Annotated in this window: 24 protein-coding genes and 1 other RNA gene; 20 read left to right on the forward strand and 5 right to left on the reverse strand. The window is 59.2% G+C overall.

Annotated elements, in window-relative coordinates:
* The first annotated feature begins 52 nt into the window (after positions 1-52).
* On the forward strand, positions 53-592 hold the full coding sequence (locus ACOZK9_RS22200; RefSeq protein ID WP_122250215.1) for an outer membrane protein assembly factor BamE: 540 nt from the start codon (positions 53-55) through the stop codon (positions 590-592).
* Positions 593-655: 63 nt separating this feature from the next.
* Here the strand turns inward: ACOZK9_RS22200 and ACOZK9_RS22205 are convergent, their stop codons facing one another.
* The gene (locus ACOZK9_RS22205; RefSeq protein WP_122250216.1) at positions 656-958 is read right to left on the reverse strand and encodes an RnfH family protein; all 303 of its coding nucleotides are present in this window, start codon (positions 956-958) and stop codon (positions 656-658) included.
* Entirely contained in the window at positions 951-1385 is a 435-nt protein-coding gene (locus ACOZK9_RS22210; protein WP_058412565.1) for a type II toxin-antitoxin system RatA family toxin, read from the reverse strand. Before ACOZK9_RS22210 ends, ACOZK9_RS22205 begins: the two co-directional genes overlap by 8 nt.
* Positions 1386-1553: 168 nt before the next feature.
* Here ACOZK9_RS22210 and smpB point away from each other — a divergent pair, with 168 nt between their 5' ends.
* The 16 genes from smpB (at position 1554) to ACOZK9_RS22290 (ending at position 15932) form a co-directional block, all read left to right on the forward strand.
* Positions 1554-2036: an SsrA-binding protein SmpB gene (gene smpB / locus ACOZK9_RS22215; protein ID WP_003235073.1), complete on the forward strand. Its 483-nt coding sequence runs from the start codon at positions 1554-1556 to the stop codon at positions 2034-2036.
* An 80-nt stretch (positions 2037-2116) separates the two neighbouring features.
* Positions 2117-4963, forward strand: a complete 2847-nt coding sequence (locus ACOZK9_RS22220) for an FAD-binding and (Fe-S)-binding domain-containing protein (protein ID WP_421556572.1) — start codon at positions 2117-2119, stop codon at positions 4961-4963.
* 98 nt (positions 4964-5061) lie between these two features.
* Complete coding sequence (locus ACOZK9_RS22225) at positions 5062-5340, forward strand: hypothetical protein (RefSeq protein WP_058412568.1); 279 nt, start codon at positions 5062-5064, stop codon at positions 5338-5340.
* A 103-nt stretch (positions 5341-5443) separates the two neighbouring features.
* Positions 5444-5840: a transfer-messenger RNA gene (gene ssrA / locus ACOZK9_RS22230) on the forward strand.
* A 389-nt stretch (positions 5841-6229) separates the two neighbouring features.
* The gene (locus ACOZK9_RS22235; RefSeq protein ID WP_421556573.1) at positions 6230-6487 is read left to right on the forward strand and encodes a DUF6124 family protein; all 258 of its coding nucleotides are present in this window, start codon (positions 6230-6232) and stop codon (positions 6485-6487) included.
* 139 nt (positions 6488-6626) lie between these two features.
* Positions 6627-6947 carry a glycoside hydrolase family protein gene (locus ACOZK9_RS22240; protein WP_421556574.1) on the forward strand — a complete coding sequence of 107 codons (321 nt, stop codon included), beginning with the start codon at positions 6627-6629 and terminating at the stop codon, positions 6945-6947.
* A gap of 49 nt (positions 6948-6996) precedes the next feature.
* A complete protein-coding gene (locus tag ACOZK9_RS22245) occupies positions 6997-7791 on the forward strand; it encodes an energy transducer TonB (RefSeq protein WP_478372212.1) in 795 nt (264 codons plus the stop codon).
* A gap of 9 nt (positions 7792-7800) precedes the next feature.
* Positions 7801-8490, forward strand: a complete 690-nt coding sequence (locus tag ACOZK9_RS22250; protein ID WP_421556575.1) for a MotA/TolQ/ExbB proton channel family protein — start codon at positions 7801-7803, stop codon at positions 8488-8490.
* Position 8491: 1 nt separating this feature from the next.
* Positions 8492-8896 carry an ExbD/TolR family protein gene (locus ACOZK9_RS22255; RefSeq protein ID WP_152749400.1) on the forward strand — a complete coding sequence of 135 codons (405 nt, stop codon included), beginning with the start codon at positions 8492-8494 and terminating at the stop codon, positions 8894-8896.
* An 86-nt stretch (positions 8897-8982) separates the two neighbouring features.
* Positions 8983-10290: an extracellular solute-binding protein gene (locus ACOZK9_RS22260; RefSeq protein WP_421556576.1), complete on the forward strand. Its 1308-nt coding sequence runs from the start codon at positions 8983-8985 to the stop codon at positions 10288-10290.
* Positions 10287-11183: a carbohydrate ABC transporter permease gene (locus ACOZK9_RS22265; protein ID WP_122250224.1), complete on the forward strand. Its 897-nt coding sequence runs from the start codon at positions 10287-10289 to the stop codon at positions 11181-11183. Before ACOZK9_RS22260 ends, ACOZK9_RS22265 begins: the two co-directional genes overlap by 4 nt.
* On the forward strand, positions 11176-12069 hold the full coding sequence (locus tag ACOZK9_RS22270; RefSeq protein WP_058412577.1) for an ABC transporter permease subunit: 894 nt from the start codon (positions 11176-11178) through the stop codon (positions 12067-12069). The genes ACOZK9_RS22265 and ACOZK9_RS22270 overlap by 8 nt, the downstream gene beginning before the upstream one ends.
* Positions 12066-13157 (forward strand): ABC transporter ATP-binding protein, encoded by a 1092-nt coding sequence (locus ACOZK9_RS22275; protein ID WP_122250226.1) that lies wholly within the window; start codon positions 12066-12068, stop codon positions 13155-13157. The genes ACOZK9_RS22270 and ACOZK9_RS22275 overlap by 4 nt, the downstream gene beginning before the upstream one ends.
* A gap of 26 nt (positions 13158-13183) precedes the next feature.
* Positions 13184-13945 carry a glycerophosphodiester phosphodiesterase family protein gene (locus ACOZK9_RS22280; protein WP_058412579.1) on the forward strand — a complete coding sequence of 254 codons (762 nt, stop codon included), beginning with the start codon at positions 13184-13186 and terminating at the stop codon, positions 13943-13945.
* Entirely contained in the window at positions 13945-14712 is a 768-nt protein-coding gene (locus tag ACOZK9_RS22285; RefSeq protein WP_421556577.1) for an inositol monophosphatase family protein, read from the forward strand. The genes ACOZK9_RS22280 and ACOZK9_RS22285 overlap by 1 nt, the downstream gene beginning before the upstream one ends.
* 95 nt (positions 14713-14807) lie before the next feature.
* The gene (locus ACOZK9_RS22290; protein WP_058412581.1) at positions 14808-15932 is read left to right on the forward strand and encodes an ROK family transcriptional regulator; all 1125 of its coding nucleotides are present in this window, start codon (positions 14808-14810) and stop codon (positions 15930-15932) included.
* A 102-nt stretch (positions 15933-16034) separates the two neighbouring features.
* On the opposite strand, the gene ACOZK9_RS22295 is transcribed toward ACOZK9_RS22290, so the two are convergent.
* A complete protein-coding gene (locus ACOZK9_RS22295) occupies positions 16035-18323 on the reverse strand; it encodes a TonB-dependent receptor domain-containing protein (RefSeq protein WP_421556578.1) in 2289 nt (762 codons plus the stop codon).
* Between the two features lie 268 nt (positions 18324-18591).
* Between ACOZK9_RS22295 and ACOZK9_RS22300 the strand changes: the two genes are divergently transcribed.
* Together ACOZK9_RS22300 and ACOZK9_RS22305 are read left to right on the forward strand one after the other, a co-directional pair.
* Complete coding sequence (locus ACOZK9_RS22300) at positions 18592-19533, forward strand: phosphotransferase enzyme family protein (RefSeq protein ID WP_058415395.1); 942 nt, start codon at positions 18592-18594, stop codon at positions 19531-19533.
* Positions 19534-19606: 73 nt separating this feature from the next.
* Complete coding sequence (locus ACOZK9_RS22305; protein WP_421556579.1) at positions 19607-21046, forward strand: ArnT family glycosyltransferase; 1440 nt, start codon at positions 19607-19609, stop codon at positions 21044-21046.
* Between the two features lie 15 nt (positions 21047-21061).
* Here the strand turns inward: ACOZK9_RS22305 and ACOZK9_RS22310 are convergent, their stop codons facing one another.
* Positions 21062-21550 carry a TIGR00645 family protein gene (locus ACOZK9_RS22310; RefSeq protein ID WP_058415393.1) on the reverse strand — a complete coding sequence of 163 codons (489 nt, stop codon included), beginning with the start codon at positions 21548-21550 and terminating at the stop codon, positions 21062-21064.
* 176 nt (positions 21551-21726) lie between these two features.
* On the opposite strand from ACOZK9_RS22310, the gene ACOZK9_RS22315 reads away from it, so the two are divergent.
* On the forward strand, positions 21727-23550 hold the full coding sequence (locus ACOZK9_RS22315; protein WP_421556580.1) for a hypothetical protein: 1824 nt from the start codon (positions 21727-21729) through the stop codon (positions 23548-23550).
* A 76-nt stretch (positions 23551-23626) separates the two neighbouring features.
* Here ACOZK9_RS22315 and ACOZK9_RS22320 read toward each other — a convergent pair whose 3' ends face one another.
* On the reverse strand, positions 23627-23956 hold the full coding sequence (locus tag ACOZK9_RS22320) for a PA4575 family protein (RefSeq protein ID WP_058415391.1): 330 nt from the start codon (positions 23954-23956) through the stop codon (positions 23627-23629).
* Between the last annotated feature and the right edge of the window lie 27 nt (positions 23957-23983).

Genomic DNA, 23983 nt, shown 5'->3' on the forward strand with positions numbered 1-23983 from the left:
GTATGATCGGCGTTTACGTTGTCCCAGCCAAGATAGTGGAAGTCGCCCACCGATGCAAAACACCAAGCTCTTGCTAACCAGTTTCACCTTTGTGGGACTGCTCGCACTCGCCGGTTGTTCATTCCCCGGGGTTTACAAAATCGACATCCAGCAGGGCAATGTCGTCACGCAGGATATGATAGACCAGTTACGCCCCGGAATGACCCGACGGCAAGTACGGTTTATCATGGGTAACCCCCTGCTGACCGACACTTTCCACGCCGATCGCTGGGATTATCTCTACAGCATCCAGCCTGGTGGCGGTGAACGCCAACAGGAGCGTGTCAGCGTCATTTTCAATGGCACTGACCAGCTTGTCAGCCTGTCCGGTGACTTCATGCCCGGTGTAAGCCGTGATGAAGCCTTGCTGGGCAAGGATAACGGCGGCAACGTAACTGCACCTGCGCCCGCGCCGGTACAGGAAACCGAGCAGCAGAAGTCCGAAGTGCCGGCCAAGCCAGGTTCCTTGCTGGATCAAATCCAGAAGGACGTCGACGGTGTACAAACCGTTCCGGTGCCGTCGCCACAGCCTCTGGACACCAGCCCGCAGTAAGTTTGCGGCGCTCGATAAAAAGCCCGGCATGCCGGGCTTTTTGTTGCCTGCAGATTGGCAGACTTATGCGTTTTGTTGCTTGGCCATCGCCGCCTTGGCCGCGCGTAGCCTGCGCACTTCTTTAGGGTCTACCAGCAAAGGCCGGTAAATCTCGATTCGATCCCCCGGCTGCACAGCGCGCACATCCGCGTCCGCAACCACTTTGCCGAATATGCCCAAAGGGCAATCGGCCAACACCAATTGCGGAAATTGCTCGGCAATGCCCGACGCCTGCGCGGCCGCCCTCAGGCTTGTGCCCGGCGGCACCGCCAGCGCCAACACGACTTGACGATCCTCGGCGGCGTACACCACCTCAACCTCAACCATGCAGCTGCTTGGCCCGCTGACAAAACGCATCCACCAACGTATTGGCCGCCTGGTTAAATAGAGGGCCCAACGTCGCCCGCACAATCGGACCGGCGTAATCAAACGACAGGTCCAGGCTTATCTTGCAGGCCTTGTCCGTCAGCGCCTTGAATACCCACACCCCATGCAGCTGGGTAAACGGCCCTTCTTGCAGGTTCATTTCAATCGATTGCCCAGGCACCAGGATATTGCGCGTTACAAAGTGCTGACTGAGACCCGCCTTGGCGACCCCCACACTGGCAACCATATGCTCATCACCGCCCTCCAGCACTTCGGCGGTAGAGCACCAAGGCAGAAATTCCGGGTAACGCGCCACGTCGTTGACCAGGTCATAGAGCGCCTGCGCCGGATAAGGCAGTAAGGCCGAACGTTGAATATGCGTCGTCATGTGAGCGTTATTTCCACATCTGGGCGGCAAACATCGCGAAAGAACAGCCCCATCCGCGAGAGAAAAAAACCAAAGAACTGCCGGTATTGTCCGGGATTCATCCAACACGCTCAAGCACGCAGGTTGACCGTAGCCGACACGCTCGCAACTCCCTATAATGCCGCCCCTATGGCTAAACAAAAGAAACACCCCACAGGGACCATCGCGCAAAATAAAAAGGCGCGACACGATTACTTCATCGAACATCGTTTCGAGGCTGGTCTGGTCCTGGCCGGCTGGGAAGTAAAGAGTCTGCGCGCCAGCAAGCTGCAACTGGTCGACAGCTACGTATTGCTCAAAGATGGCGAGGCATGGCTGCTTGGCAGTCATATTACCCCGCTGACTACCGCGAGCACCCACGTGATTGCCGACCCGGTGCGCACGCGCAAGTTATTGCTCAATGCGCGCGAACTCGAAAAGCTCGCCGCGGCCGTGCAGCAGAAAGGCTATGCCTGCATCTGCCTGTCCTGGTACTGGAGCAAGCACTTGGTCAAGTGCGAAATTGCACTGGGCAAAGGTAAAAAGGAATACGACAAGCGTGATACCGAACGCGAGCGCGACTCCAACCGTGAGTTGCATCGCGCCGTACGCAACAAGGGCAAGGAAGACTAGCCCTTGTGACGCTGTGGCCTTGGGCTACCTGCCCCGGGCTACAGGCTTCCAGCCACGCGCTGAACCTCTGCGGAGGATCCATGAGCCTGCCTGCTGCTTTCCTCAGCGACGTCGCACAGCTGATCCCGAAGGATCGGCGTTTCGATGACCCGCTTTCCACTCTCGCATTCGGCACCGACGCCAGCTTTTACCGACTGATCCCACAGTGTGTCATTCGCGTGGAATCGGAACACGAAGTCGTAACGCTGTTGCAACTGGCCCAACGTGACCACGTGCCCGTGACCTTCCGCGCGGCCGGCACCAGCTTGTCCGGCCAAGCCATCAGCGACTCGGTATTGATAGTGCTGGGTGACCACTGGAACGGCCGCGAGATTCGCGGGCAAGGCACTCAGATCCGCCTGCAACCCGGTGTTATAGGCGCCCAAGCCAACGCCTGGCTCGCGCCGTTCGGGCGCAAGATCGGGCCGGACCCCGCGTCGATCAATGCCTGCAAAATCGGCGGCATCGTCGCCAACAATGCCAGCGGCATGTGTTGCGGTACCGCGCAAAACACCTACCACACCCTGGCAGGCATGCGCCTGGTACTCGCTGATGGCAGCTGCGTAGACACCGAAGACCCGGACAGCGTCAGCGCATTTCGCAAACAACATGGTGAGTTGCTTGAGCGCCTGGCGACCATCGGCCGCGAAACACGTGAAAACGCTGAATTAGCCGCAAAAATTCGCCACAAGTATCGTCTGAAAAATACCACTGGCTTGTCACTCAATGCCTTGGTGGACTTTGATGAGCCACTGGATATTCTCAGCCACCTGTTAGTGGGCTCCGAAGGCACCCTGGGTTTTATCAGCGCAGTGACCTACGACACGGTGATTGATCACCCGAACAAAGCGTCGGCGCTGATTGTGTTTCCAGATGTAGAGACCTGCTGCAACGCGGTCACCGTGTTGAAAACTCAAGCGGTCTCGGCCGTTGAGCTGTTGGACCGGCGCAGCATGCGCTCGGTGCAGAACAAGCCGGGCATGCCTGCTTTCGTGCAGCACCTATCGGAAAAAGCCTGCGCACTGCTGATCGAATCCCGCGCCGCGTCGCCTGCATTGCTGCAGGCGCAACGGGCGCAAATCATGGATTCGCTGGCGACCTTCCCGGTGGAAAAACAGGTCGACTTCACCGAAGACCCATTGGAAAACGCCCGCCTGTGGGCGATCCGCAAAGACACCTTCCCTGCCGTCGGCGCCGTGCGCAAAACCGGAACCACGGTGATCATCGAGGACGTGACCTTCCCGGTCGAGCAACTGGCGATCGGCGTGAACCGGCTGATCGAGCTGTTCGACAAACATCACTATGACGAGGCGATCCTTTTCGGACACGCCCTGGAAGGCAATCTGCATTTCGTGTTCACCCAAGGCTTCAACAGCAGCGAAGAAATCGCACGTTATCAAGCGTTCATGGACGACGTGGCGCAACTGGTGGCCGTTGAGTTCGGCGGCTCGCTGAAAGCCGAACACGGCACCGGCCGCAATATGGCGCCTTTTGTCGAGCTGGAATGGGGCAGCGACGCGTATCAATTGATGTGGCAGCTCAAACGCCTGCTCGACCCCAACGGCATTCTCAACCCCGATGTGGTGCTTAGCCAAGACCCGCACATTCACCTCAAGCACCTCAAACCACTGCCCGCAGCCGACGAGCTTGTGGATAAGTGCATCGAATGTGGTTTCTGCGAGCCGGTATGCCCTTCCAAAGGCCTGACATTGAGCCCACGCCAACGCATCGTAATCTGGCGCGACATTCAGGCCAAGAAGCGTGCGGGCGTCGACACCACCGAGCTGGAAGCGGCCTACCACTATCAAGGCATCGACACCTGCGCTGCCACCGGCTTATGCGCCCAACGCTGCCCTGTAGGGATTAATACCGGCGACCTGGTGAAAAAGCTGCGCGCACGCGATGCCGACCGTACGAAAACCGCCGATTGGCTGGCCAGCCATTTCGCCACCGCCATGCAAGGCGCGCGCTTTACCCTGCATGTCGCCAATGGCGCGCGCATGCTCTTGGGCGCCCCGCGCCTGGCGAAGCTGTCAACCACGCTGACCACACTGTCCAAGGGGCAAATCCTGCAATGGACCAGCGCCATGCCGCAGCCGGAAAAAGCCATTCGCTTCAGCCCAACACTCACAGACGAGCGCCCGCGCGTGGTGTATTTGGCGGCTTGCGTCTCACGCGTCATGGGCCCGGCAGCCGGCGATAAAGAGCAGATGTCGCTGTACGACAAAACCCGTGGCCTGCTGGAAAAGGCCGGTTACCACATTGTGCTCCCCGACAACCTCGACGGCCTGTGCTGCGGCCAGCCCTTCGCCTCCAAAGGCTACGCCGAGCAGGCCGAACACAAGCGCCAGGAACTGCTTGGCGCACTGCTGCAGGCCAGCCGTGGCGGCCTCGACCCAATCTACTGCGACACCAGCCCGTGCACTCTGCGGCTGGTGCAAGACCTCGGCGAAACGCGCCTCGACCTCTATGACCCGGTGCGTTTTATCCGCACCCACCTGATGCAGCGCCTCGACTTCACGCCCCAGGAAGCGCCCATCGCCGTGCACGTCACCTGCAGCACCCAACATTTGGGCGAAAGCCAGGCGCTGATCGACCTCGTGCGACGCTGCGCGAAAACCGTGGTCGTCCCCGAAGGCATTCACTGCTGCGGCTTCGCCGGCGACAAAGGCTTTACCACGCCGCAACTCAACGCCCACGCCCTGCGCTCACTCAAAGACGCCGTGCAATTTTGCAGCGAAGGCATCTCCACCAGCCGTACCTGCGAGATTGGCCTGAGCCAGCATGGCGGCATCGATTACCACGGGCTGGTGTACCTGGTGGACCGGGTAACCCAAGCCCGACGCATTAAACCTGCAAAAAAACAGAACCCCTGCGCGCCAGCGTAGTCATCTGCATAGGCCTCGGCGAACGAGGCTCATAGTGATGTCGCTGGCAGCCACTGAACGCCAGCAGCGTCGAGCCCTATTTCGCAAGGAGATACCCTATGAAGCGTTCCGCTCTTGCTGGCTTGTTCATTACCGCTGCCATGCTGGCCTCACCTGCTTTTGCAGCCGCTGACAAAGATCTGTGCCAGATCAACCTGGACAAAATCAACAACGGTAAAGCCCTGCTCGCCACCGACACCAGTGGCAAAAGTGGCGAGATCGACACTGCGGTCTCCCAAGCCAAAGCCGCGCACGCAGCCGGCGATGACAAGAAATGCATCGAGATCACCTCCAAAGCCATTCAAGATATGCAGAACAGCGAGAAAGGCGGCCAATAAGCCAGCCTGGGCTCACGGCCAACCTTCGGGTTGGCCTTCTGTGACCGTATGGCGTACACTGCACAGGCTTGTCACTCACTATGAAACAACGAGTTACAAGCACGGGGCCGTTTAGGATTCGACGCCGGTCGCGAAACTTTAGGTGCATGCCGAGTTGGTAACAGAACTCGTAAATCCACTGTTGCAACTTCTTATAGTTGCCAATGACGAAAACTACGGCCAGGAATTCGCTATCGCTGCGTAAGCAGCCTTAGACCTGAGCTTCTGGTACCTTCGGGTCCAGCAATCACCAGGGGATGTCTGTAAACCCAAAGTGATTGTCATATAGAACAGAATCGCCGTGCAGTACGTTGTGGACGAAGCGGCTAAAACTTACACAACTCGCCCAAAGCACCCTGCCCTTCGGGTCGCTGAGGGTTAACTTAATAGAAACGGCTACGCATGTAGTACCGACAGCGGAGTACTGGCGGACGGGGGTTCAAATCCCCCCGGCTCCACCAATTCGAAGCATCGACAGAACCCGCCTAGTGCGGGTTTTGCCGTTTCTGGAGATTAAAAACTCCCCAGCAGCCAAGCCTTCGGATTATTCCTACGAAATGCCGAGCCATCGGTGAACTGGCTCCACACCCCACACCCAGCTAACCTCCCCTGGTCGCTGCAAAACTCAGCGACCGGGTTTAGCAGCTCGGTTAATATCAAGGCCTGCAAGGCCACCATTCTTTCGAGCGATGCTTTCAGCATCTGCTGGTTTGCATTATGGCGGCTGTGCGTGGGGCACTTTCGGGTGCGCTGGGTTCCTTGATTCCTGGTCTGCTAACCCGCGTACGGTCGCCACCCTTTTCGTTTAGCAGCGATGTATGGCGACTCCATCAATCAAGGAGTTTCAGTCATGAAGAAAATCACCCCAAATCCCCCTGTCATCAACATCTTTACGATTGCCCAAGACATCGACCCCGAGACCCTGCTGATCCATGCCAGCGAGACCCTCGCGTCTTTGAACGCCATGACTACCGACCTGGCTTTCAAGCTTGAAGATTCACACCGTCAAAAACTATTGGCCAGCCAACAATTGATCGTCCTGAGCGAGCTTTTGATTGAGCGCGTGTTGAACATGCAGCCGTTCACCCGCGAACCACCTCAGCCATGAAGTCCAAAGCCCTCCGTGCTGTCCTGCCTTTGTAACCGTAACGGCCGCGCCGCTGATCCCACCTTCTAATGCAACAAAACCGAAACATGACTGCGCCATATTACAACCCATAAAGAGTAGTAATATTTCGGAGCAGTCAATGCCGTTATTCCTGCCTGAGCATTGGGTATGGGACTTCTGGTTCATCCAATACGAAGACCATACGCATCTGTTCTATCTATCCGCCCCGCGCGGCCTCAACGCCCCCAACCTGCGCCACTGGAACGTGCGGATCGGCCATGCGCGGTCTGCGGACTTGCGCAATTGGGAAATCCTGCCGGATGCACTCTGGCCGGCAGCCACGCCGAGCAGGGACGATTACACCACATGGTCGGGCTGTGTGGTTCGCGCTGAGGCAGGGCATTACGAGCGGCTGGCCTTGATGCGCCGCTACGTCATAATTAATACACATAAGGCGTAGTAATATATTTGTTCCGGCCTCCGATTACGACTAAGCACGTTGTTCATAGATGGGTATTGCCATGCTTTCGCATTGTTTATTGCGCCGCCCGCCGTCGCTCCGGGGCGGGCCAGCCACGGGTGCACTGTTGTCGCCGGCGGTATTTGCTGCGCTGCCGATACCCGACGCTAACCGCCCCGCCGTTAGATGGCAGGTGTATGTGTTTGGCGTGGTCATGGCGGTGGGCACTCATATCGCGCTGTGGGCGTGGTTGCAAACCGAGCGACCGGCCAAGCCACTGGAAGAACCCGCCAAGCCCCTTGCGATCGCTATGCAGATGGTCGCGCCGCCGCCTGCAACGGTCGCGCCCGCGCCTGAACCGGAGCAGCCACCTCCACCACCTCCGCCGCCAGTGGAACAGCCGCCACCGATAGCCAAGCCGCGTCCGCAACCCAAGCCTGTTGCCAAGACGACGCCCCGACCTGCCGAGCCCAGGCCTGTCGCCGCCCCTGCGCCGCCAAATGCTGTGCCCACCAAGGATGCCGCGCCAAAGCCTATCGCGGCGCCTGCACCGCTGCCGGTCACCGGCCCCGTGGGCCGAGCGGGCTACCTGAATAACCCGGCGCCGGCCTACCCGCCTGCGGCAGCGCGCAGGCATCAGGAAGGCACCACGCAATTGCGCGTGCACGTTATGCCCAATGGGCGACCCGACACTGTGCAGATCGCTGCCAGTAGCGGCTCGCCTGCGCTGGACGAGGCGGCATTGGCCGCCGTTCGCCAGTGGACGTTCATTCCCGCTAAACGGGGCGATACGGCCATTGATGGCTGGGTCACCGTGCCGCTTGAATTCAAACTATCTCGTTGAGGTTTTGCCATGACCGATTATTCAACCCTGATTCACCAGGCTTCCATGGGCATTTTGCTGCTGTTTTCGTTGGCTACCTGGGCGTTGCTGATTGCCAAATGGGTTCAACTGATCAAGCTGCGCCGCCAGAACCAACGCTACACCGAACGCTTCTGGTCGACCGCCAGCTTCAAGGCGTCTGTGACCGCCGAAGAGCATCAGGGGCAACTGGCGCGGTTAGCCGGCGCCACGCAACTGGCGCTCAGCAAGGGCCGCGAGGGGCCTTGCCCGGTGGATGGCTGGAGCCGTCAGGAAGTGCTCCAGCGCTCACTGCAAAAGCAGATTCACAGTGAGCGGCATGTGATGGAGCACGGGATGATCGTGCTGGCGTCGATTGGCAGCACCGCGCCCTTCATCGGGCTGTTTGGCACCGTGTTCGGCATCATCCATGCGCTGCAAGCGATCAGCACCGCCAAGTCCGCCAGTATCGCGGTGGTGGCGGCGCCGATCGGCGAGGCGCTGATCGCCACGGGCGTGGGTATCGCGGTGGCTGTGCCGGCGGTGTTGGCCTACAACCTTCTCGGTCGTCGCCTGAAACTGATAACGGCCGACCTCGACAGCTTCGCGCTTAACCTGATGAACCGCGCGCAGCGCCATGGCTTCGACCTAGGCGACGGGCACCTCAACGACACCCAGCGCCAACTGAGCGGAGCAGCCTGACATGGCCTTCACTACGAGCAGCGACGAGAGCACCATCAGCGACATCAACATCACCCCTTTGGTCGATGTGATGCTGGTTCTGCTGGTGGTCTTCATCGTGACGGCGCCTTTGCTGAATAACGCGATCCCGCTGAATCTGCCGCAGACCGTCGCCACGGCGACCCTGGACGACAGCAAGCCGGTGGCGATCAGTATCGATGCCGCAGGCAGCGTGTTCATTGATGAAAAACAGATGCCGCTTGATGGGCTCGAGCAAGCATTGGTCGCCCTTAAATCCCAAGACCCCGAGGTTGCGCTGACACTGCGTGCCGACACGCTCACGGGTTACGGCCGCGTCGCTCAAGTGCTCGCGCTGGTGCAGAGGGCCGACATCGCCCGGCTGTCGGTGATCACGCAAAGTCAGTAACACCCGGCTGGAACGACTTACTGGCAACTCCCTGAGTTGCACACGTTTTTTACGTTGGCCCGTGCTGACTTCAGCGGTTATAGACCATGCGTTTTAGAACAGTTTTAGCGGCTGCAATACTGACGGCGGCGAGTGCAGGCTCGGCATGCGCCGCCGATGCCGGCGTCGAATTCTGGTATGGGCATACCGGTGCTGCCAGTGCGGCGATCCAGACCCTGTGCGAGCGCTTCAACTCGACCCACGCAGAGTTGCTGCCAATGCGCTGCATCGCTCAGGGCTCCTATGAGCAGAACCTGCAAAAAACCGTGGCTGCCTACCGCTCGGGTAAAGCCCCGGCGCTGGTTGAAATCTACGATGTGGCCACGCCGGAGATGCTCAACAGCGCCGCGGTTCTGAGCCTGGAAGAGTTCCTGCAAGCGTGGCACAAAGTGCCTCAAGACCGCTTGTTGTCCGCCGTGGCCGCGTACTACAACAATGCCGATGGCACGCTCTGGGCGCAGCCGTTTGCGACGTCCACGGCGGTGCTTTACAGCCATGCCGATCAGCTCGCGGCGGCGGGAATCACCCAAGCGCCGGATACGTGGGAAGCCTTCGGCGCGGCCTTGGTCGCCCTGAAAGCGCATGGCAGCAAATGCCCCTCGGTCACAGATTTTGGCCCCTGGGTGTGGCTCGAACAAAGCAGCGCCGTGATGGGCGCGCCCTTGCTGAGTAAAGACGCCACGCAGTGGGTATTCGATCAAGGCCTGCACCTGCGCCTCATGCAATCGGTTGCGCAGTGGATGGCCGATGGTTTGCTGATTGATCAGGCCGCCACCCGCAGCGGCGGCCAGGAGCTGGCGTTCGCGTCCGGCGACTGCGCGCTGCTGGTGGGCTCGACCGGCGCGTCGAAGCTGATCTACAGCGCTGATTCCGGTGACGTGAACGCCAATTTTTTACCGGTATTCGCTGGTCAGCAACGCGCCGCGTCGCTCCCAGGTGGGGCGGCGTTGTGGGTGTTGCGCGGGCAAAGTGAGGCTCAGTACCAGACCGTTGCCGAGTTTCTGATGTTTCTGCGAGAGGTGTCGGTACAGACGCTGTTCAGCCAGGCAACCGGTTATTTGCCGGTCACACAGGGCGCTGCCGCTGCCGCCCTTGCGCAACTGCCTGCCCGTAATGCAACCGTGGTCGGCCTTAATGCCTTGGCGCTGGGTCATGAAGCAAAGGCATTCGAGGTACGCCCAGGGTTTACCACCTTGCTGCGACTCGCCTGGCAACAACAGGTATGGAGTGCGCTCGCCCGGCAAAAAACGATGGCAGATGCGTTGCACGAGGCGGCGCAAAAGGGTGACGCATTGCTGCGTTTGTTCGAGAACACCTACGGCCCCAGCGCGACAAACAAAGGCGTCAAACCATGAGCCATAACGCGCAGTTCTCCCAGCGCTTCTTGCCGTTGCTGCTCGCATTCCCGCAATTGCTGGCGGTGCTACTGTTCTTCTATTGGCCGACCGTGCAGGCGTTCTGGTGGTCATTTCATTATGTGCAGCCGTTTGGCGGCAGCGAAATCTTCGCAGGGTTGGCCAACTACATCAGGGTGCTTAACGACCCGAGCGTGCTCTCATCGCTGGGCACAACCTTGGTCTTCAGCCTGTTCAGCACGTTGCTCGCCTTGGCTATGGCGCTGGTGCTGGCCGCCTGCCTGCAACTGAAAGTTCGCGGCTACAAGATTTTCAGCAATGTGCTGATCTGGCCCTATGCGGTGTCGGGGGCGACGCTGGGGATCATCTTCCAGGTGCTGGCCAACCCGATCTTCGGCCCGCTGGCATGGATCAATCACTGGGTGCCCGAAGCCTGGGCACCGTCTGCCAAAGGCTGGCAGGCGATGACGCTGTTGGTGTTTGCCTACGCCTGGTGCCAGTTGCCCTTCAACATCGTGATGATCGTCGCCAGCTTGCAATCGGTACCCGAGGATTGCCTGGCGGCGGCAGCACTCGATGGCGCGAGCCCATGGCAGCGGTTGCGTGACATCCAACTGCCGATGGTCGCGCCTTATCTGTTCTTCGTGTTCGTTGTCGGGCTGCTGGACAGCCTGTCCAACAGCTTTGGCCTGGTCGAGCGACTCACGCACGGCGGGCCGGGCAATGCCACCGAAATCCTCGCGTTCAAGATCTATCAGGATGGTTTTGTCGGCATCGATCTGGCCGGTTCTTCAACCCTGTCGGTGCTGATGCTGGTGGTGGTGGTCGTGCTCAGTGTCACTCAGTACCGCTACCTGGCTTGGCGCAATCGCCGGAGAGAACACCATGGTTGAACGTCACCCGCTCTCGACCGCACTGGCCTACGCCCTGCTGCTGCTGGGCGCTGTGTTTGCGCTCGGGCCGCTGTACCTGGCGCTGTGCGCGGCGTCGGTGAGCAACGAGCAAATTCTTGCGCATGGCATGCCCTGGCTGCCAGGCAGCCAGTTGTTCGTCAACGTGGGCGAGGTGCTGCACACACTCGACGTAGTCACGTTGATGGGCAACAGCCTGATCGTGACGGGCATGGTGGTGGTCGGCAAATTGGCGTTATCGGCACTGACCGCATTTGCCGTGGTGTATTTCAAGACGCCGTTCAAATCACTGATCTTTGTGGCGGTGCTCGGCACCCTGCTGTTACCGGTGGAGGTGCGGATTATCCCGACCTACGCGGTCGCAGGCGATGTGCTGGGGCCACTGCGCGCACTGCTCGACCTGCTCGGGATTGCGGCGATCCCGGTGCCGCACATCAACTTGCTCGACACGTATCCGGGGCTTGCGCTGCCATTGATCGCGTCGGCGACCGGCACGTTTTTGTTCCGCCAGTTCTATCAAACGCTGCCCTCCGATCTGGTAGAGGCCGCCCGCCTGGATGGCGCCAGCCCCTGGCGGTTTTTCGTCGACATTCTGCTGCCGCTGTCAAAAACCAATTTCGCGGCGCTCGGCACGCTGGTGTTTATTTCGGCCTGGAAGGACTACCTGTGGCCATTGGTGGCCACCAACCGCACCAGCATGCGCACGCTGGTACTCGGCGCGGCCAATTTTGCGCCCGCCGATGCCACTCAACTTCCACAGTGGTCGCTGCTGATGGCCGCCACTTTGCTCAGTCTGATTCCGCCCATTCTGGTCATCGCTGTGATGCAGCGCTGGTTCGTCAAAGGGCTTGTAGGGGTAGGTAAATGACTCGGTCTACAGTCGACAGCGCAGCGCCGGCCATTCGTGTCAGTGGGCTATCAAGGCGCTACAGCAAGCACGGCCCAGCGATTCTTGATGGGCTGGAAGTGGAATTCCCCGCCGGGCAGTTCAGCGTCATCCTCGGCCCGTCGGGGTGCGGCAAGTCGACCCTGTTACGGCTGGTCGCCGGCCTCGACAAGCCGGATGCGGGCAGCATTCATATCGGCAGTGTCGACGTTACCCGGCGCCCGCCCAACGAGCGCCAGTGCGCCATGGTGTTCCAGAACTATGCGCTGTACCCGCACATGACGGTCGAAGACAACCTCGGCTACGGGCTGAAATTGTCGGGGGTTGGCCGCGAAGAACGCTTGGCGCGTGTGCAGGCCATCGCCAGCACGCTTGGGCTGCACGCCTTACTGGCCAGAAAGCCCGGGCAATTGTCTGGCGGCCAGCGCCAGCGCGTCGCCATTGGCCGGGCGCTGGTGCGTAACCCGCCGGTGCTGCTGTTCGATGAGCCGTTGTGCAACCTCGACAGCGGCCTTCGCCAAGAGATGCGCGCAGAGTTGCGGCGCATCCACCAAGACACCGGCGCCACCGTGCTGTACGTGACGCATGACCAGACCGAGGCGATGACCCTGGCTGACCGCGTAGTTGTGCTCAACAAGGGCCGGGTGGAACAGATCGACACGCCCCACGCGCTCTATAAACGCCCGGGTTCTACGGTGGTTGCGCGCTTTTTCGGCGCCACGCCGATGAACCTGATCGAGGTGGCGTGCAGCCCTGAAGGCCTGTTGATTTTGGGCGACGGCCAAGTCCTGCCGTTCAGGTCCCCGGCCACTGTCACAACCCCTCGCCCGCTGGTGCTGGGGGTGCGTGCCGAACACCTGAAAGTCGCCGCCACCGGCGTGGTCGCCACTGTTAACGCGGTGGAGGACTTGGGCAGCCACCGCGTCATTCATTGCCGGGTCGCGGGGCAGCCGGTGCTGGTCAGTCACTCGGAGTCGCCGGCGGTGCACGTTGGCGCAACCATCAGCCTGTGGTTTCCGGCCGACGAAGCCTTGCTGTTCGACGGCGCCAGCGGTCAACGAATTTCCTGATCTTCCATTGAGGATGACGTTTACACATGAACGATAAAACACGCGTGGTTCAAAGCAACTTGATTGCGCACCGTGGCGCGAGTGCGTTCGCCCCGGAAAATACGCTGACCGCCATTGAAATCGCTGCGCGGATGGGCGCGCAGTGGGTCGAGATTGACGTCAAGCTCACCCGCGATGGCGCCCTTGTAGTCATCCATGACGACACGCTGGATCGCACCACCTCCGGGCACGGTGCAGTAGTGCTCAACACGCTTGAGCAGATTCGTTCACTGGATGCGGGCCGATGGTTTTCCAACACCTACGCCGGCGTGACTGTGCCCACCTTCGAAGAAGTGGTCGACACCGCGATTTGCCTGGGGCTGGGCCTGCAGGTGGAGCTTAAGCCGACCATCGGTGATGACCTGGAAACCGCTGAGGCGGTGATTCCGTTATTGCGCCAGAAATGGCCGCTCGGCCCGCACCGGCTGTTCGTGTCGAGCTTTTCGACGCGCGCGCTCGGCAAGGCGCGGGCGCTATGGGAAGAGGTTCCGCTGTGCCTGGCCAGCCTGGTTGCGCCGGCGGATCCGGCTGCGCTGCTGGCGGAATATGATTGCCAGATCCTGCATGTGGTCGACCCGTTTCTGGACGAGGGCCATTTGAGGCGTCTGCGCGACAGCGAAGTCGAGTTTGCCGTGGCGACGGTGAATGACCCACAGCGTGCGCGCTATCTGTTAAGCCGTGGCGCCCAATCGGTGCTGACCGATTATCCCAACCTGTTGGACATCAACGTACGTCAGGGAGCTATCTGATGAGTCTGGAGTATCGGCTGCACGTCACTGAACGCCTGGCCGCCAGCGCCGCGAACATTGCGCTGGGCTACTTCCACAACCTCGCTTCGCTGTCGGTGATGGTCAAGCATCCTCAAGACCTGGTGTCATGTGCCGACCTGGAGGTCGAGAACCATCTGCGCGCGCAACTCACGCGCGAGTTTCCAGGCGAAGCGTTACTCGGCGAAGAACTGGGCGGTGACCTGCAGGGGCGTGGCTGGGTGATCGACCCGATCGATGGCACCGCCAACTTCGTCAGCGGGTCGCCGTTGTGGGGCATTTCGATTGCCTATGTCGAAGGCGACGAGTCGCTGGTGGGGGCCGTGGCCTACCCCGCGCTGGGTTGCACGCTGAGCGCCGCCAAGGGCTTTGGGCTGCGCAAGAACGGCGTGTATACCGCGCGAACCGCGCAGTGCGAGGGGCTGAAAGTGGCCGCCATTGGCGAGAACCGGCACTGGCGCCCGGAACACATCGGCGCCATGGAATTGCAGTTTCGCCAGGCCGGCTGGGGTGTTGCAGGTTATCGCTGCGCGACCATCGGCCTGGGTTTCGCAGCACTCGGCTACACAAGCGGCTACGTGGAACGCTACACCAGCGTGTGGGATATCGCCGCCGGGCGTTTGCTCTGCAGCGAAGCAGGCCTGAGCATTTCTACCCAAGGGCTTGCCGTACCCTTCGGGCTCACACTCGTGGCGGGCACCCAACCACTGTGTGACCTGGCCCACACTGTTCTGTCGGCGCCCGCATGAAAATTTTATGAATTCGACCCCCTGCGCCATCAGAGGCTTTAGACTGCCGCGCTAGCGCAAAATCTACTCATTGCACAGTTGAAGCCGACACACTCATGGACGCAGAACACCTTCTACAGCGCGATTACCACCCCAGCCTGAACGAGCGCAAAATTCTCGATATTTTGCGGCGCAGCGGTGGAATCACCCGAGCCGCCGTGTCGGCAGAAATGGACCTGGCGCAACAGTCCGTGCACCGCATCATCGAAGACTTGATCAGCCGAGGTTTTATTCGCACGGGTCAAGCCGTGAAGAACGGCCGCGGTCAACCGAGCCTGCGCCTGGAACTCGCCAACGAGGCGGTTTATGTACTGGGCATCTCCATCAATACGGATTCGGCGGTGGTGTGCATCGCCGACTTTGCGTGCAACGTGCTGGAAGAAGTCACGCTGCGCACCCCGCCGCTGAGCTTGAATTCGACGCTGGAAGCACTCGGCAAAGTCATTGACCGCATGCTCCTGCGCAATGGGCTAAGCCGCGATCATCTGCTGGGTGTCGGCGTGGCGATTGCCGGCTACTTTATCGACGAGGGCCGCGTCAACGCCCCCGAGCCGCTGCAAGACTGGTCACTGATCGACCTGCGCCCGCTGCTGGAACAGGCGCTTGATATGCCGGTGTGGTTGAAGAACAACGCCACCACCGGGGCGATTGGCGAAAGCCTTATCGGCGTAGGCGCCTGGGCGAGCAACTTCGTGTACCTGTCGTTCAATTATGGCTTCGGCACCGGCATCGTCATCGACGGCAAGCCGTACTTCGGCAGCAATGGCAATGCGGGCGAAGTCATGCTGTACACCCACGATGAAGTCGAGCGGCGCCCTGCGCTGCGCTACTTGATGGATGCGCTGCACAAGCAGGCTATTCAGATCGACTCCATCGAAGACCTGCGCAACCGGTTCGACATTAACTGGCCGGGTGTCGATGAGTGGGTCGAGCATGTACGGCCCGGGCTGGATCGTTTGATCAATACCCTGACCGGCTTGTTCGACCCGCAAGCCATCGTATTCGGCGGGCAGGTGCCTGCCGAACTCGGGCGGCGACTGATCGACAATGTGAGCTTCTGGGGCTCACCGCGCTATGGAACGCCCGCGCCCCGGCCCAAGCTGTTACTGACCGAAAGCAACGGTGATGCCGCCGCCATTGGTGCTGCATTGATCCCGTTGAAAGAGCGCTTTTTTCTCTAGCCCGCCAGGCGCTGCGGTGCCTGGTGCACGCTCGCTTCAATAGCCAAAAAAAGCCCCCAACGCGCGAAGGCGATTGGGGGCTTTTTTACGGGGGCAGTTGAATCAAAACCGTGTCGAGAGTGTAACGAAGGCGCTGCGCGGCGTTCCCACTTGCAGTATTTGCAAGTCTCCATTCGGGTCGGCGGCCGCACTGGCATCGGTGTTCAGCGTTGAGATGTAGCGTTTGTCGAACAGGTTGATCGCGTTCAATGACACCGACGTGTCCTTCAGCCCCGCGAATGCACCCAAGTCGTACGCCATGCTCGCATTGGCCAGCCAGTAAGCGGGCACGCTCTGGTCATTGGTGTAAGTGTAATAACGCTTGGCCATGTAACTCCCCTGCACGCCCGCGCTCCAGCGGTTCCAGTTCCAGTCCACGCTGCTGGAGTACATGATTTTGGGGGTATCGACGACCGTTTTACCTTTTACATTCACCGTCTGCGCGTTGCTGGTGTAGTTGTCATCGTAAGTACTGTGGTTGTACGAGAGTGAGTTGGACCAGCGCCAATGTTCGTCAGGCATTAATGCAAAGGCGAACTCGGCGCCTCGGCTGGTCACCGAGCCCACGTTGGCCACGCCATTGGCGCAGATCACGATACCGGTGCAATTGGCGATGGCGATCAGGCGGTTGTCGAACTGGGTGTTATAGGCTGTGGCCGAGGCAATGTAGTGTTGGGTCGTGCGTCGAACACCCACTTCAACCGTCTTCGAAGTTTCCGGCTTCAGGCCATGAAAGCCGTTGAGCGCGTCCACCGTTGTCTGGGTAGTGCTGAAGGGGCTGTAGGCGCCGGACGGGAACGCCGACATGTTCTCCGAGTAAGAAGCAAACACCTCGTCCTGGTCATTCAACTTGTACGTCGCGCCCATCTGAGGCAGGAAGTGATCACTGGCTTGCAACGATCCGCTGGCGTAGCCGCCCGCCTTGCCTACCGCAGTGGTGTTGGTCACGCTGCTTTTGGCGCCGAACTCAAGTTTTAAGCGGTCGTCCATTAACGTGTAGGTATCGCGCAAATAGAACTGACGCGTCAGGTCGTTGTACGACTGATCGAATACGGTGGCCGACACTGCGTAATCATTGGTGGTGACGATATGGTTCTGTGGCGAGTGCCCGGTGGTGTCGTAGATGTAGCGGCTTATATCGTTCTTGTTGGACTGGATCCAGAACCCGCCCTCGATCTCGTGCTGGCCGAGGAACCAGGTGAGTGAGGTCTGAAAACCACTTCGGTCGATCCCGTATTTAGTGCTGCGCAACGAGTTGGCGGGCACTATTGTGGTCCCGGTATTGTAGGTGAACGGGTAGTACGAGTTGCCATAACCGGAGTTATGGTGATGGTAAACGGTGGTATCCAGCACAAGGTTATCCGACAGGCTGAAATTGCCGTTCAGAATATCCAGCTCGTCGTAGCGCAAGCTGCTGGCGTTGTAGACACCTTCTGAAGCGCTTTTGACGCCGCCGCTATAGATACCATTGGCGGCATTCACCGCGCGGGTCCAGTCGGGGGTGTAATAGGTGTATTTGTAGCCCAGCCGCTCCAACATGCCCTTGGACAGCGACAGCAGGTTGGCCTCTTCATGGTCTGAGGTGCTGTGGAAGAAGCTGACGCGGTTATCACCGAACTTATACACAACCTTGGCGTTTATCGCGTCGGACTTCTGCGGGTTGTCATTGCCCTTCCAGGCGTCAGCGTCGTATTTTTCACCCGAGACATACGCCGACAAGCCGTTGTATTCACCGGTATCAACACGCAAAAACGTGCGATTAGTGGCGTAGCTGCCGAGGGTCTGCGACAACCGCCCACCGAACTCTTTATCCGGGTCGGCGGTGGTTAGCTGGATGGTCCCACCCAAGTCGCTGTTCGACGCGGTGCCCAGCGAACCGATACCCGCGGCAACCACCGTAGAACCGACGTTTTCCGGGATCACCGCGCGCGAGATGCTCAGCCCGTTGTAGTTGCCGAAACTCATATTGCCCAGGGTTACGCCGTCCAGGGTGTAGCCCAAGTGGTGCATATCGAAACCGCGCAAACTTATGCGCTGGCTGCCCTCTTCACGCCCTAACGGGTCGCCGGACTGGAAGTTCACGCCCGACATGCTCTGCAAGGTTTTCAGCGGGTTGGTACCGGCGGCGTAGCGTTTTACGGTGGTTTCATCCACACGCTGAACCTGGCGCGTTTCGCCCTGGCCGATCACGGACACCGTGCCAAGGGTGGGCGCTGCTGTCGAGGCGGGGGCATCGGTGCTGTCTGCCGCCTGGGCCATCGCACTGACGAGTCCAAGCGCACAAAATGGCACCCAGAATTTGACGGCTACCTGCAAGCGCGCTGGCTTGCATGGAGTGTATTTCGTGCTCATCGACAGCCTTCCTCAGAAAGTAGAAGTACCAACGTGTTTGCCTTGGGCGGTGTGTGCGGACCGGTATCCGCTGGGGAGGCATATTAATACACTTATTGTGTAGTAATTATTACCGGCGCTGTGACCGCAAAGGTGAGGCGTAGCTTCCTGGCAGGCCTGGTTTTTGGACGAGGGCTAGCCGAACGCGATAAACGTGGTTTACTTTTGGTCGAGAGTGTCGTTAAGGGGCAAGCGCGTGTGCAGATTAAATTCGCTCGAAGCAGACCTGATGCGCGTCATACAGAACAACTTCCCTATCACCGTCGCCGCGGTAGAGATCATTACCAAAGGCGTAAACTACACAGTCAGAGTGACTAGCAATACGACGTACTACTTAAAAATATTTTCCCCTTCAAGAAGCCCGGCCGACCTCTCGTTTGAGTTGTCCGTGATGGATACCCTCAGGGCGAATAATATCGGCGTAGCAACGGTCGTCCGCTCACGTCAAGGCGCGGCCTGCGTTGCAATCAAACTGGCTGGCGAAACCAGACTGGCTATCTTGTATAACAATGTTGGCGGTCGACCTTTAACAAACAACAGCGCTGATATATTTTCATATACGAGCACACTTGCCGAGCTGCACAACCTGCCAACCACTGATATTTCGCAGCGTGCCCCGCGCATTCTGTGCCTGGAAAAAGAATGCAGCAGAATCCAGAAAAGCCTGAAAAGCACCTCGGCTATACCTGCGCCTATGCGTTCAAAAATTGCCCGCAACTGCCGTTCAATTCAGGACCAGGCTTTACACGACTGTGCAGTGTTGTGCCATGGCGACGCCTGGCTAGGCAATGCTAAATACGCAGACGGGCGCGTTTATTTTATTGACTTTGAAGACGCCCTGTTTGCAAACAGAAATTTCGACTTGGGCGCGATGGCCTATTCACTCACGGCCAGAGATTGCAACATCAATCCATGCATTCATTGGTTATTGCAGGGCTACAACAGTCGCTCCGCCACTAGCGCGACGTTAAACACCATCAAACCATATATTCAATTACGCTCACTCGCGGTGTGTTGCTTCCTGCTTGGGCACACACGTATGGACGAGCAACTTATACCTACGCTACTGAACCGTGTTGAATACTTCATGGGCGATAAGTTCGAGGCTGACATTGAGTGTATGCGCGCAAATGAGCCCTGCAGAAACCCACATCCGTTCACGAAATATTAAGAATCGCCTACCTATACTAGCCGATTGCCTAGGCCGTTCCCCCGAGCGGTCTCTTGCCTCGGTAGCCAGAACCATGATGCGTCCCGCTCCTCTGCTGCTCCTTCTCGCTGGTGTGTTGTTCTTCTTTGCGCTGGGTAGCCATCAACTGCAAGGCTCCACCGAAGCCCGCGTCGCCGGGATCGCCATGGCCATGCACTTGGACAATGACTGGGTGATCCCGCGTTTGTTTGGTGAGCCCTTCCTGGAAAAACCACCGCTGAGCCTATGGCTGGACGCCGGCGCCATTCGCCTGTTTGGCGCAACGACCTGGGCCGTGCGCCTGGCGTCGGCGTTTGCGGGGCTAATCAGTGTGATGCTGTTTTACGCAATGCTGCGCACATTCGGGCGGCCGAAGACGATGGCGTTTTGCGCATCGTTGATCCTGGCGACCATGGCCAGTTACTGGGGCAATGTGCGCGGTGTGGGTGAAGATTCGCTGCTCAGCCTGGGCGTGACCACGGCGCTGCTGGCGTTCTACCAGGCCGTACGGCCCGAGTCTGAGCGCCAAGGCTCCAACGCTTGGGCGTGGGCGTTGTTTACCGCAGGCATGGCCATCGCCACCTTGAGCAAAGGTGTGCTGGGCCTGGCGATGCCGGGCATTGTGATTTTTGTGTACCTGGCCTGCACCAGCGTGATGGATAAACGCGTGCGCCTCGGCGACTGGCTCAAGCCCGCCGTGTTCACCTTGCTGGCACTGGCGCCGCTGCTGATCTGGCTGGGCTTTCTATTTGAGCGCGGCGGCCTGCAGGCTGTTGCCGAAGTGTTGTGGACCAACAGCGTCGGGCGCTTCAGCGGCTCGTTTGTAGAAGCAGGGCATTACGAGCCCTTCTATTACTACCTGCTGAAACTGCCGGAAGCCTTTCTGCCGTGGAACATTCTGGTGTACCTGGGCCTGTGGCACTTCCGCAAAAGCCTGGTGCGTAACCGCTACCGGCTGTTCTTCAGTGTATGGCTGGTGGCGCAATTCACCCTGCTGACCCTGGCCTCAAGCAAGCGCGTGGTGTACTTGATGGCAATGACGCCCGCCGCCGCCGTGCTCGCTGCGGAATATGCCGGGGTGCTGTTGGCGTGGTTCAAGGCGCACAAACCGGCGCTGTACCGCTACCACCGCGGCGCAATCGTCGGCGCGTTCACCCTGGCAATCCTCAGCTACATGACGGCCGCGTTCTGGTTTGCACCCAAAGCCGACAAACGTGAGTCGTTCGTGCCAGTGATCAGCCAGGCCAAAACCTTTCAAACCGAAGGCAGAGACGTGGTGATGTACCGGCCCAACGAGCGTATAGCCGGGGCCAGCGTGTTCTACCTGCAGGCGCACTTGCCGATGCTGCAAAACGAAGCCGAGTTGCGCAGTTTTCTCAGCGCCAGGCCCGGCAACGTCGCGCTGCTGGATAACACTGAACAACTGAGTGAGAAGGTCAGCGTGATCAAACAGATGGCAATCGGTCGCCAGCCTTACTACTTCGTCGAGCAGTAAGGCCGGCGCTAGGCATCAGTGCTTGGTCAGCTTGTCGAGGTAACCCATGGCGAACGCCGAGACCACAAAGGTCATGTGGATGATCACGTACCACATCAAATGCTGCGGATCGACGTTCTTGGCGTCCATGAAGATACGCAGCAGGTGAATCGAGGAAATCGCCACGATGGACGCCGCCACTTTCATCTTCAGCGACGAAGAATCCATAGTGCCCAGCCAGTTGAGCTTTTCTTTGCTCTCATCGATGTCCAGTTGCGAGACAAAGTTCTCGTAGCCGGAAATCATCACCATCACCAGCAAGCCGCCGACAAGTGCCATGTCGATCAACGACAGCAGCACCAAAATCAGTTCCGACTCGGCCATCGAGAACACACTCGGCAGCAGGTGAATCACTTCCTGAAAGAATTTAAGCGCCAGCGCCAGCAACCCCAGGGACAAGCCGAAATAGATCGGCGCCAGCAGCCAACGCGAGGCGTACATAGCATTTTCGATAAAGCGTTCCATTGGAATCTCACACAGCGAGGCTAAAAAAGGCCGCGAGTATACCAGCCGCTATGAAACACCTGTAACCGCTACCTTTAACCTGCATAAAACTGACCTTGCCGGCATCTGTAAGAAGATTTTTCTGCTAGTGTCGAAGCCATCAAATCAGCTCGATGCTGTTGAACAGGAAGACCCAGATGACGGATGTGCGATCCCCTTTGGCCAGTATCGGCCTGTGCGCGGTGTTGCTGATGGTCAGCGGCTGCTCGCCCAAAGAAGAGCAGAAACAGGCAACCCTTCAAGAGAAAACCGCGAAGTTCGAACAGTCGCTCGACGCCATACAAGACCCCAAGCTCAGAGACGCCATCGCCGACCTCGGCGGCTCGCTGCTGTTGTTGGAACGGGCGCGGGCCCGGCTGGCGACCAAGCCTGTCGAAGCCGAATACGGCGAAGACAGCCTGGCCTTGCTCAAGCACTACCCTACGCCGCAATCCTTGGTCGACACGTACATCAATGGCCTGTTCGTACTGCGCAAACCCTCGCACTCCGACTACCTGACCGATTTGCAGCCGGTGTTCCCGTTCAGCTTCAACACACCCGACCAATTCCCGTTTCCACATGGGCTGGAATGGCAGTCGGTGACGCTGAGCAATAACAAAGTGATCCCGTTCCAGCCGGAATGGTCGGAAACCGACCCCGGTATCCAACTGAGCCCCAGCAGCTCCAACCTGACCAACCCCGATGACCTGACGGTGACCTACCCGTTCATCGAAGGTGTCGAGACCGAGAACAAGAGCCAGCCACAGCCCGTCAGCCTCAAGGGCGCGGTTGAAGTGGTTGCGCCCGGCAGAGTGCTGACGTTCGACCTGTCGAAAAAAGACGTGGGCCACACACGCACCGAGGGCAATATCACCCTCAAGTTGCTGCTGCTTGAGAAAAATTACGCCGAAATCGAGCTGACAAACAGCGAGCCGCTGGCCCCGGAAGTCGGCGACGAGTCGCCCAACCCCTTGCTGGTGCAGGCACGCGACAGCACCGGGCAATTTCTGACCCGCTCAGGCTCAATTAACGAGAACGCCGCACAAGTGGCGTTTTACCAGAAACAATTGGCCGACATGCAAAAGCAGACCGCCTGGTCGGAGGCGTTTGAAAAACAACTGACCGACGAGCGAAAAGCCTTCGAGCACACGCAAAGCAGCCATTACGCCAAGGTGTACTTCAACGGCCTGATCGACAACCTGCAGGTCGACGTACTGGACTTTTCCAAGGCCACGCTGACCCACAAGGACCTCGACCTGCCGGTGCTGCGTTTCGACAAGAACAGCCTGCAAAACACCGTACAAGCCCTGCCGATGCCGGTCACGGTGTACGACGACGGCGCCGCCAGTTGGCTCAAAGACGCTGCGATGACCGAGGAGCAGCTGAAAAAAAGCGTGACCATCAGCCAGTCAACCGAAGACGCCAGCGCTGCGAAAATCGTGTTCGACCACCCCTTTACCTTCAATGACGACTTGGTGGGCGCCGAGCGCAACAACAGCGATGCGCCTATCACGTTCTTCACGGCAGACGACAAGGGCCAACGCGGTGAGCCTATCGAGCTGCCGGCCGAGGCCTTTGAGTTGAACGCTGCCAGCGGCACGCTCACGTACGACCTCAACCTGTTCCCGGAAAACCCCGCCTTTGTGGTGGGCTCGGTGCCGTTGTTTCTGGCCACCATCAACAAAGCCACGATTGACGTGAGCAAACTGCCCAAAGGCCTGTCGCTGAAAGACAACGCGCTGATCGTCGATCAAAAAGACTTCCCTGCCGACAGCTGGCGCTTCTACGCCAAAGACGCCAGCGGCAACTACCTCAAAGAGATCCTTGGCGTTAGCCATCGCGCCGAGGAATACGGCACGGCGCTGTTTGATGTGCATTACTTCTACGGCCAGCCAAGCAGCCTGGAAAGTTACCAGCGTACCGACCTGGATACCGTGCAATACGGTTTTGAAGTGAAGCTGGACAAGCCTGAAAGCAAATAACGCTCAGGCTATGGCGGCAGAAAGACGCGTAGCGTCCAGGGTGGCATTCCCACGCAGAGCATGGGAATGCTGTTTTTCAGTGGTGAGTATCGCTGAGCGCCGGCGAGCGCGCGCGGTTGAGGCAGCGCAGATGTGCTTGCAGGTGCAGGCACCAGATTGGCGGGTCGTCGGCTTGCGCATAACCGTGCTGGGTCAGGCTGTCGACGATTGACTCAAGCATACTTTCTGCGCCGAAAGGCCCATGAAACGGGCCTTGTGACTTGATCGCGGAAGGCTGTTCGCCGGTCATTCCGGCGGCGAATAACAGCGTCCACAGCCCGTTGTCCCCCGCGAGAGGGCGAATGCAGCATTCGATACGGGTGACCAGGCCCAGGCACTGGCGGGTAAGGCAAAGGTTGCGCGGCACGGCGGCGACCCTCGGTAAGCTGGCTCT

It is taken from the genome of Pseudomonas kitaguniensis (assembly GCF_049199985.1).
GTDB classification, from domain to species: Bacteria; Pseudomonadota; Gammaproteobacteria; order Pseudomonadales; family Pseudomonadaceae; genus Aquipseudomonas; species Aquipseudomonas kitaguniensis.

Bases quoted from the DNA above. Each gene is read 5' to 3' on its own strand.
- ACOZK9_RS22200 (WP_122250215.1), top strand. From the start codon at position 53: ATGCAAAACACCAAGCTCTTGCTAACCAGTTTCACCTTTGTGGGACTG.
- ACOZK9_RS22205 (WP_122250216.1), bottom strand. From the start codon at position 958: ATGGTTGAGGTTGAGGTGGTGTACGCCGCCGAGGATCGTCAAGTCGTG.
- ACOZK9_RS22210 (WP_058412565.1), bottom strand. From the start codon at position 1,385: ATGACGACGCATATTCAACGTTCGGCCTTACTGCCTTATCCGGCGCAG.
- smpB (WP_003235073.1), top strand. From the start codon at position 1,554: ATGGCTAAACAAAAGAAACACCCCACAGGGACCATCGCGCAAAATAAA.
- ACOZK9_RS22220 (WP_421556572.1), top strand. From the start codon at position 2,117: ATGAGCCTGCCTGCTGCTTTCCTCAGCGACGTCGCACAGCTGATCCCG.
- ACOZK9_RS22225 (WP_058412568.1), top strand. From the start codon at position 5,062: ATGAAGCGTTCCGCTCTTGCTGGCTTGTTCATTACCGCTGCCATGCTG.
- ACOZK9_RS22235 (WP_421556573.1), top strand. From the start codon at position 6,230: ATGAAGAAAATCACCCCAAATCCCCCTGTCATCAACATCTTTACGATT.
- ACOZK9_RS22240 (WP_421556574.1), top strand. From the start codon at position 6,627: ATGCCGTTATTCCTGCCTGAGCATTGGGTATGGGACTTCTGGTTCATC.
- ACOZK9_RS22245 (WP_478372212.1), top strand. From the start codon at position 6,997: ATGGGTATTGCCATGCTTTCGCATTGTTTATTGCGCCGCCCGCCGTCG.
- ACOZK9_RS22250 (WP_421556575.1), top strand. From the start codon at position 7,801: ATGACCGATTATTCAACCCTGATTCACCAGGCTTCCATGGGCATTTTG.
- ACOZK9_RS22255 (WP_152749400.1), top strand. From the start codon at position 8,492: ATGGCCTTCACTACGAGCAGCGACGAGAGCACCATCAGCGACATCAAC.
- ACOZK9_RS22260 (WP_421556576.1), top strand. From the start codon at position 8,983: ATGCGTTTTAGAACAGTTTTAGCGGCTGCAATACTGACGGCGGCGAGT.
- ACOZK9_RS22265 (WP_122250224.1), top strand. From the start codon at position 10,287: ATGAGCCATAACGCGCAGTTCTCCCAGCGCTTCTTGCCGTTGCTGCTC.
- ACOZK9_RS22270 (WP_058412577.1), top strand. From the start codon at position 11,176: ATGGTTGAACGTCACCCGCTCTCGACCGCACTGGCCTACGCCCTGCTG.
- ACOZK9_RS22275 (WP_122250226.1), top strand. From the start codon at position 12,066: ATGACTCGGTCTACAGTCGACAGCGCAGCGCCGGCCATTCGTGTCAGT.
- ACOZK9_RS22280 (WP_058412579.1), top strand. From the start codon at position 13,184: ATGAACGATAAAACACGCGTGGTTCAAAGCAACTTGATTGCGCACCGT.
- ACOZK9_RS22285 (WP_421556577.1), top strand. From the start codon at position 13,945: ATGAGTCTGGAGTATCGGCTGCACGTCACTGAACGCCTGGCCGCCAGC.
- ACOZK9_RS22290 (WP_058412581.1), top strand. From the start codon at position 14,808: ATGGACGCAGAACACCTTCTACAGCGCGATTACCACCCCAGCCTGAAC.
- ACOZK9_RS22295 (WP_421556578.1), bottom strand. From the start codon at position 18,323: ATGAGCACGAAATACACTCCATGCAAGCCAGCGCGCTTGCAGGTAGCC.
- ACOZK9_RS22300 (WP_058415395.1), top strand. From the start codon at position 18,592: ATGCGCGTCATACAGAACAACTTCCCTATCACCGTCGCCGCGGTAGAG.
- ACOZK9_RS22305 (WP_421556579.1), top strand. From the start codon at position 19,607: ATGATGCGTCCCGCTCCTCTGCTGCTCCTTCTCGCTGGTGTGTTGTTC.
- ACOZK9_RS22310 (WP_058415393.1), bottom strand. From the start codon at position 21,550: ATGGAACGCTTTATCGAAAATGCTATGTACGCCTCGCGTTGGCTGCTG.
- ACOZK9_RS22315 (WP_421556580.1), top strand. From the start codon at position 21,727: ATGACGGATGTGCGATCCCCTTTGGCCAGTATCGGCCTGTGCGCGGTG.